Genomic DNA, 13,824 nt, shown 5'->3' on the forward strand with positions numbered 1-13,824 from the left:
ATTGCTTCAGTCAAGCTAGCCATAGCTTTTTCGTAATCAATTTGAGGTTGTTCAGGTTGTTTAGGCTCAACTGGTTTCTCTGGAGATGGTTCTTCTCCAGCTTTTTGATAGTTTTCATCTTTACTAAGAATATCTTGTAAGACATTGACTGTTGCCATTACGTCCTGAACATTTACAGTATCGGAGCTTAATTGCTCAGTGAGTTTATTAAGATTAGTCGTAAATGCTTGACGAGCAGCTGTAGTATCTTTCAATCCAGTTGGATCAAAGTTAGACAAGTCTTCTTTCCATTTAGTGAGAGATTGAAGAATTTCTGCTTTGCTATAGAGTTCGCTACCTTCTCCATGAGTAATGAATTGGTCGACCTGCATACCGATGTTCTTGGTCAAATCATTCTTATCTGGGTCCAATTGAAGTGTCACTGCGTGCAAGTTTTCCTCTAGTCCTTTCAGGTTTACTAGAGTTTGGTCACCTTGGCGCTTAGTAGAATGTCCACTAAAGTATTTCTTGCCGTCAACTGTACTTGCATTGCCCATTCCATCTTGGTAAGTAATTTCTTTACCATCAAGGAATACTTTATATATACCATGACCTGGATCAACAAAACCTTTAATTTCTAAACCTGTACCATAGAAATATGCTGTCACAGATGTCTTTTTCTTCTGTTCATCTGTCAAGTGACCAAATGATACCCATGATTCAGTGTTTTGGTATTTTCCAGAAGAGTTTGTTTCGCGTCTCCAACCAGGACTATAATCCAATTGGCTAGCTTGATCATCGTAGCTTGTTTGCGCATTCTTCAATAAGTCAGCTTTCATGACTCGGATAGTAGACTCAGTAGCAAAACCAAGTAGTGCACCGTCGGTCGCAGAAGTAAGTTTAGCTTTGAAGTCAAAGATTGAGTCAGCTTGTTCTGTGAAGTCGATAGTCGGTATGGTGACAGTTTTTTCTGTCTCCCCTTCAGCGAAGGTAACATCTTGAGTTGTGTCTTGGTAAACTTTACCGTGAACACCTGTTCCAGGTTCTGTAATGAAACGTACAGTAGCAGAACCTTTGCTACCTCCAACACGCTTAATTGTGACAGTGGCTGGTTTTCCTTTTTCGACATCGTAAGAAGTTGCCCCAAGTTCAAACATACCTTTACTGTCGTTATTGAGGGTGTAAATTCCTTCTGTAGCAATTGGTGTACCAGTTTTATTCACTAAGGTAATGGTGTGTTCTCCAGGGGTTAAGTCATCTGTTTCATACACTTTTTGGCTACGTTTACGGCTGCTGTTCTTAGTCTGTACGTCAGCAACTTTTTGTCCATCCACAAATACAGACATTTCCCCGTGATTAGGATCCACTGTTGAGACCACATAGGCTTTGGTTCCAGTGAAATGATAGCTTACTTTGGCATCTTTCTGATTGGTCCACATAGAAGTACCGCGGATACCTTCAGATTCATTGTACCAAGTTGTACCTTCCTTATCAGCAGTTGTATTTGAATGGTATTCAAGTCCAAGAGGATAACCATCTGTTTTTTCGATGCTAGATGGTGTCTTGTAGACTGAGAAGTTGTTTAGTATTGGTGTAGCTTGCGCACCAGTAATCGTAACGCGTATTTTTTGTGCTTCCACAGGTTGGCCTTGGATTAAACGACGGTAACCTACTGTAGCCCCTTCTCCATATGGAACCCAGCGTCCGTTGATTTCAACTTCAATCTTAAATCCAGAAATCCGTTGACCTTTAGCGATATCTTCCTTAAGTTCAACAACGTCAAAGCGTCTCTTTTGTCCTAAATCAACTGTGAAGCTACCGCTTGTAGCGTCATTTGAAAGGGCCCAGCTAGTATCATCTTTGCCGTCTGTAAGGTGACTTTCTTTGTAAAGGTGATTCTGACGAGTAGAACTTGCTGTGACAGTTGCTCCTTTAGCGAAGTCAGCCGCATACATTTGGTCGAGGGCCGCTTTAAATTCTTTCAACCGCGCAACGTCAACATCTGCGAACTTACCTTCTTTATTTGGTGGGATATTGAGGAGGAGTGGCGTTCCACGACCAACTGACTTGAAGTAGATATCCATCAACTCTTTAAGGGATTTTGGTTGCTGATTATCATGATAGAACCATCCTGAACGGATAGAAACATCAGCTTCTCCTACAGAGTACATATCACCTTCAGGGTCACCATGGTTGAGGTATTCATTCTTAACATTTTCTGTGATATTTGCTTTTTTAACCTTGTGCCATACAGGGTCTCCAGCGATACCACGTTCGTTTCCAATCCAGCGAATACTTGTTGGCTCAGCAGAGAAGATAGCGATATCACCTTCAGCTTCTTTAATGTATTTGAACCATTCATCAAAGGTGTAGGTTACTTTTTGGGCACCGCTTCCACGGGCACCATCCATCCATACCTCAATAAATTTACCCTTGTTACCGTATTTTGGATTACCAAGGATTTCTTTTAATTGGTTGAGGTAGTATTCGTTGTATTCTTTTTGAGTAGCAACCTTATATTTAGGACTATTAACATCCCATGGTGATAGGTAAACACCCAAGTTCATATCGTACTTAGTAGCAGATTTAGAGACTTCTTCAAGAAGGTCGCCTTTTCCATCTTTCCAAGGACTAGCTGCTACTGTATGATTCGTATATTGAGAAGGATAAATAACGAATCCATCATGGTGTTTGACTACCATAATCGTGCGTTTAAATCCAGTTTCTTTTAGAGTTCGAATCCACTGATCAGTATCTAAGTTAGTTGGATTGAAGTTTTTAGGATTTTCGTTTCCATGTCCCCATTCAGAATTAGTGTAAGTATTCATACCGTAGTGAATGAAGGCGGCTAATTCTTCCTTGTGGTAGTCTAATTGAGCCTTGCTTGGAAGAGGACCATAATTGCCGATTTCAGTTTCCTTATCTTCTGGATGGGCAATAGGCGCTGTAGGAGTCACTGGTTTTGGAGTTTCTGAAATTTTTTCGTATTCAAAGACAACTTGATTGACTCCTTTATGCTGAATGCTAGCCTCTAATCGTGGAGATAGAGCACGATATCCTTCAATTTCTTTTGCTTCAAAAGTGTTTACAAAAGAAACATCGTATTCTTTTCCATCATTATTATCTGTTGTTGTAGTTGCTAATTCTTGATCTGAGCCTTTCAAACGATAATGGATGGCAAATGAACCTTTATTCACTTCATAAACCACCTTTATGACACGAGTTCCTGGAGCTGTTTTGCTAACAACGTTATAAGTCCATTCATCTTTAAGTTGTTTGTTGATTGCAACACCATCAATTGAGACAACTTGGTATTTCTCCTGATTTTTTTTGTAGAAGTCAGTCTTAGAGATTTCTTTTTTGAAATCATAGTCAAAAGCAGTTCCAACTTCAGTCTTTTCTACAAAAGTATCATCGGCTTTAATAGGGTTTCCAGCTTTGTCTAGGTGTTGAATAACAACACGGCCATAATCGATACCTTTAACTAGTGTGGCAACACCATTTTCATCGAAAGAATATTGATTATCACCAATAACGGCAGTTTTATTTCGGAACATTTCTCCTTCAGGAGTAAAGTAATATCGCTTGCCATTATCTCCTTGATACCAGCCCTTGACACCATATTTTTCGATAATATCTCTTACCCATTTAACTTGCTCAGGTGAAAGAACAATTCCTCCACCAAAGCGATCTTTGTCAGGAATTCCATTTTCAATAGTACCATGTTGATGTACACCAACTACTTTACCATCTCCATTGATAACGCCTCCTCCTGAAAGTCCAGAAACGGAAGTCATGTGATAGGTGATTCCTTTTGATCCTTTATCATCGTAATTGTCGACAGTTTTCACAACACCATCAGCCTTATAAAGTTGTCCCGCAACAATTGGTTTTTTAAGCTCTGGTGAGCTAGAATCAGTAGGATACCCAATCGTACTAATTGGATCACCAGGTTTGTAATCTTTATTATCTGCTAGTGGTACGAAAGTGGCAGATTTATTTGGACTAGCTATTTGAAGCGGTACAGGAGCTACAACAGCAGCTAAATCATTTTGATAGCCTTTGCCAAATTCTTTCTTATTCCAAAAATGAATATCTTCTTCTTTAAATAAAGTTGTATTACCTGTTACCGGTTGAGAATTACGAACGGGAGCATTTGATCCTAAGTTATAGTAAAACTTAGCAGAATCCCCGCCACGGATATGTCCTTCTTTAGTATCACGATTAGCTTCTAAAAAGTTGTGAGCGACCGTCAAAATGACATTTGGTGCCACAAAAATACCAGAGCCAGAAACAATATAACGTTGGGGACCACCATTGTAGATGGTGTAAATCATACTAGCAGCAGTTGCCGGTTGCCCTTCGTAAGGAATATGTTTCAAATCAAGACCACCGTTGACGATGGCACGATTACCATTTTCAGGTTCTTTTGGAGTATCTTCTTTCTTTTTCAGGATACTTTCTGCCTCTACTTTAGGACTATCCTTTTTCTCTACGGTTGCTGAAGTATCTAAGTTTTTCACGGGCGTATCAGGATAAGCCTGATCGTTTATTTCTTCAGGAAGTAAATCTGCAGTTTGACTATCTGGTGTTGCTTTTTCTTTCACTGGTTGAGTAGTGTCAGTGTCTGTCACTGATTTTGTTTCAACGGGTTTAGTTGCTTCCTCATTTTTTCCTGTTTCCTGAGAGTTGGCAGGTCCAGTGTTTTCAGTTTTGACATCTGCTGTTGTGCTAGCTGGATCTGAAAGTTTTTCTACATTTTGTGGACTGCTAGTAGAATTGACTTTTGCTTCTTCAGCTAGTGCTGTTCCAGAAGCAAAGAAAGCGAGTCCAACCATAACCGAAGCAACTCCAACGGTTAATTTTCTGATGCTAAAAGTTTGTCCTTTTTCAAAAAGGTATCGATTCATAATATACTCCTAGTCTGAATAAAGACAGTCAGCTACTGTCTGAGCCCAAGTTTTACTTGGAAACGATATGATTTGGAAATAAATAAGATTTGATAGATTGATTACAGCCTCCTGAATTAAGCGCTTTCATTTTATAAGAAAAATTAAATTAGCCATTTAATGAATTAAAATGAGCTAAAACTCTTAACATAACAAATATACTAAATAATTCAAAAAAAAGCAAGAGGATAAAGCAAAAAGAAGGGCTGTGGAAACAATTTTTTATCAGTAAAATGGCTATTTTTATGGAAGAAATTTGATATAAATAAAAAGTTTAAAGTCTTTAGAAATCAGATTTCTCTTTATAGATAGTTTCGTAAAAATTGGAAGGTAGGTAGAAGTGTTTCCTCTTACTAAAAAAGTATGATGATTTCTTTTTGATTATATTTTAGGCTGATGTTGTATATCCTTGAGTTTATCTATTATTTAAAGGCTTGTTTGATTCAACAATTCCAAAATATCAAAATTGACGACTGAAAGCTATACCTACGAATCTTTTAGACAAAATGCACTATAAAAAGAGACTTAAGAATTAAGTCTCTTTTAATGATTATTTAGACAAAATAATTCGATCAGATGGATCAAAGTCAGTGTCATCAACTGTAATTTGATTTCCATTAACAGTGTAGATTTGTACATCATCACCGACGATCATTCGTTGGTTTGCTGGGTCAAAAGTGACTTGTTTCACTTCTTGGTCACCATCAGATTCTAATTTTGTCCATGTTCCTGTTTTACCAGTAACAGTCAAAGTAATTTGATCACGCTCATCTTGGCCTTTATAGGTTCCATCGATGTTTTCAGGTTGAGCTACTGGAGCATTTTGAGCTGGGACAGCTTGATTGTTTTTATTGTTAGCGTTTTGTTGGTTAGATTGCTGATTTTGTTGGTCAGACTGTTGGTTCGGATTAGATTGTTGTGTTTGTTGAGCGGGTTGTTGATTTTGTTGTTGAGCTGCAGGAGTACACGCTGCTAATAGAGTAACACTTGCTAATGTAAGAATAGAAAGTGCAATTGTTTTTGATTTCATAGTGAATTCCTTCCTTTATGCCATAATTTAAAATTTTATACGTAACAATTGGCAGTTATTTTAGTATAACAGTAAAAATATAGAAGTCAATTTATATGCTCAATCATAGCTTATGAGGTTTTTCCTTGGTTCTACAAGTTAGAATCAAGATTCCCCACGATTCTTTTTCTAGTCATTAGGAAGATTCATGTAAGAGAATAACTTGAAAAAATAAAAGATATCTAATTTCTTCTCAAAAAATGAGAAAAGAAGCGAATTCCTACCTAACTTATCTAACAAGTTCCCTGCGGAGCGAAGAAAATCATTTCTATATCCGACATAAGCTTGAATCTCATCCCAATACTGGCTTAGTTACCCTAAAATACAATATTAGTATATAGAGTAAAAAAATGAATAGTTTTTATTTCAGAAAAGGGATCTGACATTACGAAGGATTTATTATAAATAAGTTTAAAATCGGTGCATAAATCAATTTGATTATTCAAAATATGTAATGTTTTTTATTTGAATTATCTAAGTAATGGCGTTTCTTTTTAAATTGTTACAAAAAATTGACAAACAATTATTCAAATAAAAGAAAACGATCGCACATGATAACATATTGCTGTACAAAAGTTATAAGAAATGATAAAATCAAGAGTGTGACATTCAGTCGTCTTATTCAAAAATATTTTAGAATTTGCCGATTTGTTGTTCAAACTAATTATCATAACTTTTGAAAGGATTATATACATGAAATCAAGAATGGATAAATTTCATGGTCAAAAAGTTCAGCGTTTTTCAATACGCAAGTATAGTTTTGGTGCGGCTTCAGTAGCGATTGCTGCTTTTATGCTGTTTGGAGGGGCGTCTGTTGCTCAAGCAGATACTGTTCAACGGGGAAATGAGTCAAACTCTACATTGCCAGCATCTGAGCCAGCACCTGACCCTAAATCTGTAAGTGGTAGTGAAAATCCTGTTCATGAAGATGCAGATACAACTCCAGTTGTTTCAAATGTAAAAGAAGCAGAGACTTCTCCTAATACTCCGGTAGTGAATTCAGTGGAAACAACTTCTGGGGCTTCAGAAAATGCTGTTAAACCAGAAAGTGAACCTAAAGATGTGGTAAAAGCTGACACCAGTAAGCTTCTAGCTGCGATTGGCAGAATGCAGGCTGCGATTGCAAAAGCAGGAGTAACGGAAAAAACTGCATCTGCAATTGAAGCAGCAAAAGCAGAATTATCTACAGCAGAAGCCTTATTATCTAACGACAAAGCGCAACAAACTGACGTTGATTGGTCAACAAGAGCATTGAATAATAGAGCTTTCGTTCTTGAAAGCATGCCAAAAACAAATGTTGAGACAAAAGAAATAGAGGACAACAAAACTTCTGAAGATAAGAAAGCAGAAAAAGAATCTAAAAACCAAGATCCTCGGAATGGACAAGCTATACCAGGTAAAGGGGAAAGTGGATTTAGAGCGACTCCTACTGGTGTAGGAGAACAAGCAGCAGAAGGTCCTACTAGTAATAATAAAAGAGGGGTAGGAGCTAACCCAGTAGATAACGTTATTTCAAGTTTGAAAAATCAATTTGGAGATATTGATTTTAATACTCCAGATGTTGAAACAAAATCTGCTACTGTTGAAAATCAATATTCAAGAAATAGTACTAGTTCTCCAAATCCAGCTCCAGTAAAACTTGGTAAAATTACTTATAATTGGAAAGAAAAGAGAATTGAAAATGAAATTGATGGATGGAAAATAGAAGGGACAAATAATTATGTAACAGCGATTAAACCAGAAGCTCCAACAGAAGTTGCAGCGGATAGACCTGCTGGATTTGATCCGAAACCATCTAAAGTTTACGATAATAATGGAAGTATTGACAGACAATACAATGATACTCCTGTTCCAGGAAATCCTTTAGCACCTAATAAAGCTAATCAAAACTATGGAAATGGTGTTAACTACTCAAGTGTACCTGGTGTTCCTTTAAATAATGCAGCACATTCAGCTGTAGGGAAAGGTTATTATATTCAATTAAATAAGAAAGGTACACAAATTTCGAAAGAATTTAATGTTAATCCGAATTCTAGACTATACCTTAGTGCCTTAACAGGTGGCGCATATGGGAATATGGGTACTGCTGGTACTGGTGAAAAAGTAGAAATCACAGTTACAGATGCAGATACAGGTGAAGTTTTAAGAACGCTAACAGATGCGAATAATCATAATGAAACGACACACGTTTCAACTCCGTATGGCGATGGAGGGAATGGAAATGGTTTCGGTTTTTGGAGAACGATTATTAATACTCCAAATACTACGAAAAAAATTAAAGTAACTATTAAAGCACTAGAAGATGGTCCAGCATTTAAAAAGACTTACCCAGTAAATGGTAAAACAGAAATTGAAGATGGATACTTTGTAGGTGGAGTTAACTTAACTGTTGGTGCTGCTTTAGAAATGACGACAGATGTTGTTCGTGGTAAATCAACTTCTGAATATGGTGAAGATGTATTATATAAAGATAAAGAGTCTGGTCAATTAAAAGTTACAGTTAAAAATGTTGGGGGATTACCAACTTATGGTGCATATGAATACACTATTAAAATTCCTGAAGGTGTAGAATTAAAAGATTCAGCTAAAAAAGCGAATGAATGGAATTGGCCTGGTCCTTACCAAGTGGTATCATATGATGAAACAACTAGAACACTTAGATTAAAATTCAATGCGGGGGATTCTGATCCTGCCAAAAATGGAACACGAACATTCGGTATTGATTTCACAACAGCGAAAAACTTTAAAGGGACTGCTACTTTCAAAGTAACTGCAGAAATTAAAGAAGGATTTACAGATTTACAAGGAAACAGAGTATTAGAAAATACAGCCGTTGTAAATCCAAATAGTCCATATAGAAATACATTTAATGCACTAGGAAATACAGATAATCCTGATTATTATTACAATAAAACAATTTATATTGATACTATTAAACCTGTTGCTCCTACAGTAGAACCAGTCCATACAGATAGTATTACTGGAGAAAAAACTGATAAAAATCAAGTGAAAGAATTGCTAGTTTCTGTTCCTACGGAAAAACAAAAAAACTTAACAGATGAAACTAGAGAAAAACAAGATATCGCTGAAAACGATAGAAATAACGGAACGAACCGTGATGCTAACACTGAGGTAGACAATATTAAAGAAGCTATTGGTGGATTAACTTCATTGAAAGTTACTTTACCAAATACTAAAACACCAATTACTTTAACGAAGAAAGCAGATGGTTGGTATAATGGTGCAACAAAAGTTGAAGTACGTGATGGTAAATTAGTTGTTCCAGTTCCAGCAGGTACAGATTTGACGGAAGCGAATGAGACAACAAATCCGAACAAACGTATCAAAGTCACTGTGCTTGATAAAGCAGGTAACGAATCAGATCCAGCTTATGCTAATGTTCTAAACGAAGCTCCAACAGTAGCAGTTGAGAAAAAAGATTTATATGTTTATAAAACAAAAGAAGCTGACAAATGGAACAATGCTAAAGTTTTAGAAAAAGCGAAGCCATCAGCAACTGACTTAGAAGATGATCGTGATGGGGTTGATTCTACTAAACCAACAATCGCAGTAAGTGATGCAGGTAACTTAGATACAACTACAGTTGGAGATTATACTGTAAAAGTTCAATCAACTGATAGTGAAGGTAAGAAATCAACAGAAACAAATGTCACTGTTCATGTCTTAGACCTAATTAAAGTGGACCCAACTGTAACAACTGATCCAACAAATCCAAGCACAACAGCTCCAGTATCTCCAAAAACAGCAGATACACCTGTAAAAGAAGGAGATGAAAATCTTGGTAAATATCCAGCAGGAGTTACTCGTGAGGACTTAGTTAAAGAAGTTACACGTACAATTAAGTATCTAAAAGAAGAAGATGCAAACAAAGATAATGCTACTCCTTTATATGCTGAAAAGGTGCAAAAAGTAACTTACAAACGTACAGCAACGGTTAACCCTGAAACAAAAGAAGTAACTTACTCTGATTGGGAAGTTTACAATGAAGCGGATAAACTAACTGACGCTAAAGCAGATGGAACAAAAGGTAAATTCAACGCTGTTGATTCACCAGTAGTAGAAAATTACTTATTAGTAAATGCTACAGATAAAACAGTAGCTGAAAAAGAAGCTCCAGTTCCTGCTCAAGATGGAACAACAACTCCTGAAGTGAAGAAAGTTCTTTATAAGGAGATTGGTTCATTTGTACCAAACTATCCAGAAGGTAAGAAACCGAATGGTGCTCAAGATAAAATTCCTTATCCAAATAACCCGAATGATCCAACAGTTCCAGGAGACTTTAGTACTGTAACAATTCCATACGTTCCAGGATATACTCCAGTTTACAATGGTCAAGAATTAACACCGAAAAATCCAAATGATCCAACTCAAGGTTATAAAGTTCCAGATGGATTTACACCAACGGATAAATTTGGGGAATCACCAATTACATATACACCTTCTACTCAAACAGCTAAAGTAGTGATTGAGAAGAAAGTCGATGGAGCCGCAAATGAAGTGGTTTCTAGCTTTGATTTAACAGGTAAATCTGGTTCAGAATTACCAGCAAATACAGATATTGATAATAAAATCAAAGAACTTAAGAACCAAGGTTATGAAGTCGAAAGTGATGACTATCATACTCAGGGTGATCAACATCCAACATTTGATGATAAGGAAGATATTAACCCAACAGATGGTTCATCAGCGCCTTCTCAAACATTTAAGATTGTTGTTAAACCTAGAATTGTTGAAATTCCATCATCAACACCTCATGAAAAAGATAGCCCGGTAGATCCAAATGGAGAAAATCCTGAACTTAAGTGGCCAGAAGGTTTAGCTGAGTCTGATTTGAACACTACTGCTAAACGTGTGATTTCATATGTGAAGAAAGATTCAGATACAGCAGCTGAGGAAAAAGCTAAGGATGATACTGTTCAAACGGTACCATTTACAAGAAAAGCGACCGTTAATCTTGTCACAAAAGAAGTAAGCTATACTGATTGGGAAAGTCCAAATAAAACATGGGATAAAGTTGGAGTAGATGTTCTACCAGGATATATTGCTGATAAAAAAGAAATTCCAGCTAAAGAAGCAGCAACCCCTGCAAAAGATACAAAAGTAATCCCTGATGACACGGATAAAGTTACTTATACGAAGATTGGAAGCTGGATTCCTGTTGATCCAACCACTGGTAAGGATGGAGATCCGATTCCATTCCCTAACAATCCAAATGATCCAACCAAGACTGGTGAAATTACACAAATTATTCCTCATAAAGATGGATATACTCCAAAAGATGGAAATGGAACACCATTAGAACCAGTAAATCCTGCAAATCCAGAAGAAGGTTATAAACCACCAACAATTACGGATCCAAAAGTAAATATCAAGATTACCTATGACAAAGACGATCAAAAAGCAAAAGTAAAATTTGTTTCAGTAGATGATGAAGGTGTTGAAACACCATTAGATGCGAAATATAATATTGATGATCTTGCTGGTAAATCAGGAGATAAAATTCCAGAAGAAAAAGTTCAAGCACGTATTGATGTTTTGAAATCTATGGGATATGATGTTGTAGATAATCCATTTGATCAGGATCCAACGTTTGATACTAAGAAAGAAATAGATCAAGAGTTTACAATTAAAGTTAAACCACAAGTTTCAACTGCAAAACCTGTTTATGTAGTAGAGGGAGATAAACCATCTTCAGAAAAATTAAAAGATGCTGTTACTACTAAAGGAAATGAGAAAACAGTAGATGAAACTAAACTTCCTGATACAACTGATAAAGTTGGGGATGACACATTAACAGCTCCTGTGACAGTGACATACGGTTCAGGGGATAATAAACGTGAAGAAACTGTTAATGTACCGATTAAAGTTGTTGAAGGATATCCACAAATTGTCCCAGTAGATCCAAAAGAAGCTCCAAAAGCAGAAGATAGTATCAATCCAGATGATTATCCAGCTGGTTCTAAATTCACTTACGAAAAAGAACCAGATACAACAACACCTGGAGATAAAGGGGTTAAGGTTATTGTTACTGATGAAAATGGAAATGAACTAGTAAGAGTTCCAGCAACAGTACGTGTAGTTGACAGTATTCCACAATACGTTGTGGCTGATAAAGCTAATAAACAACCAGAAGCTAAACAAAGTATCACACCGGGTGAATATCCAGATGGAACGGAATTTACTTATGAAACTCCAGTAGATACAACTACATCGGGAGAGAAAGATGTAGTCGTTGTAGCTAAAGTTGGTGAAGATACGATTGTTAAAGTTCCAGCTAAAGTTGTGGTAGTAGATCCTGAAGTGCAATATGTCTTTGAAGACCCTGCTAAACCACAACCAGATGCAAGTGAAAGTATTAATCCTGAACAATATCCAGAAGGAACTAAGTTCACCTATAAAGATGGTGATGTAGACACAACAACACCTGGAGATAAGAAAGTAACAGTAGTTGCGAAAGATGGTGAAGATAAACTTGTAGAAGTCCCTACGGTTGTTAAAGTTCTACCAGTAGTCAAACCAACAGGTGTAAGAGTACTTAAAGATAGTACGGATTTAGAAGCAACGGTTAAAGCAAAAGCTCAAGAAGTGGTGGATGCATTACCAAAAGATAATATCCCTGCAGGTGTAACAGTAACTGTTAAAGAAGTGAAAGAAAAACCTGAAACAACTGCTACAGGAGAACAAAAACCAGCTAAGGTAGTTGTTGAATATACTGATGATAAAGGTCGTGTAGTCGGTTCTAAAGAAGTAGAAGTTCCTGTAACAGTAGTAGGATCAACACCAAAACCATTGGTAGTCTTTGAAGGTGATACAGTAGAAGCTAAAACTGTCCAAGATGCAGTAACACCAGGAACTGATGGAACAAAGGGTAATCCTGTAATTCCAGAAGACCTAACAAAAACAACAGGTAAGAAAGAAGTAACGGTCCCTGTAACTTACGACGGAATTAAAGATCCAGAACAAGTGAAAGTACCAGTGACAGTATTGCCAGTTGCTAAAGGTGAAGTAACAGTACCAAAAGGTGAAACTACAGATAAAGTTAAAGAAGTAGCTAAAGCTAAAGCAGAAGAAGTAGCAAACTCAGCAGATTTCAAAGCTAAATTACCAGATGGTGCCAAAGATGTAGAAGTTGGAGCGATTACAGAAGAAGTGCTTGCAACCATTACATCGGAAGCAGGAACAAACAAAGGAACTGTAAAAGTCCCAGTAACCTATACAGTAGATGGCATTAAGTATACAAAAGATGCAGAAATTACTGTAAGTGTAGTTGGTTCAAATGCTGATCAAGTATACGTTGTTGAAGGCGACAAACCTGAAATAGCTAAAGTAAAAGATGCAGTAACACCAGGACAAGGTGGAACAGTACAAGATCCAACAGAAGCTGATTTACCAGATACAAAGGATAAAGTTGGAGCAACCGATGTAACAGTAACAACTAAAGTTAAGTATGCAAATGGTGAAGAGACAGTAAAAGTCCCAGTGACAGTATTACCAAAAGTAACCCCAGAAGGTGTAACAGTTCTTAAAGATAGTGATAAGCAAGAACTAGAAAAAGCTATTAAAGAACAGGCTGAAAAAGCAGCTAATAACGTGAAGGGGCTTCCATCAGGAGTTACTGTAACAGTTACAGAAGTTAAAACTGGAACAGTACCACCGACAGCAACAGCTGGTGTACAAACCCCAGCGACAGTAGTGGTAGAGTATGTGAAAGATGGTAAAGTAGTTGCGACTAAAGAGGTATCTGTACCTGTTAACGTAGTAGAAGTCGTTCCAGTCTCAATTGAAACACCAGTAACAACAACTCCA

3 protein-coding genes are annotated in these 13,824 nt (G+C 36.9%); 1 reads left to right on the forward strand and 2 read right to left on the reverse strand.

Annotation, left to right across the window (positions count from 1 at the left end; genetic code table 11):
* Positions 1–4,889: alpha-L-fucosidase (locus HMPREF1117_RS11425; RefSeq protein ID WP_001083129.1), on the reverse strand; the 4,889-nt coding region annotated here is incomplete at its 3' end.
* A gap of 589 nt (positions 4,890–5,478) precedes the next feature.
* Positions 5,479–5,958: an SP_0198 family lipoprotein gene (locus HMPREF1117_RS10375; protein ID WP_000837841.1), complete on the reverse strand. Its 480-nt coding sequence runs from the start codon at positions 5,956–5,958 to the stop codon at positions 5,479–5,481.
* 744 nt (positions 5,959–6,702) lie between these two features.
* On the opposite strand from HMPREF1117_RS10375, the gene HMPREF1117_RS10380 reads away from it, so the two are divergent.
* Positions 6,703–13,824, forward strand: a 7,122-nt coding sequence (locus HMPREF1117_RS10380; RefSeq protein ID WP_007557432.1) for a mucin-binding protein, incomplete at its 3' end; no start/stop codon positions are given.

The organism is Streptococcus sp. SK643 (genome assembly GCF_000259505.1).
In the GTDB taxonomy this organism is placed as follows: Bacteria; Bacillota; Bacilli; order Lactobacillales; family Streptococcaceae; genus Streptococcus.

Bases quoted from the DNA above. Each gene is read 5' to 3' on its own strand.
- HMPREF1117_RS10375 (WP_000837841.1), bottom strand. From the start codon at position 5,958: ATGAAATCAAAAACAATTGCACTTTCTATTCTTACATTAGCAAGTGTT.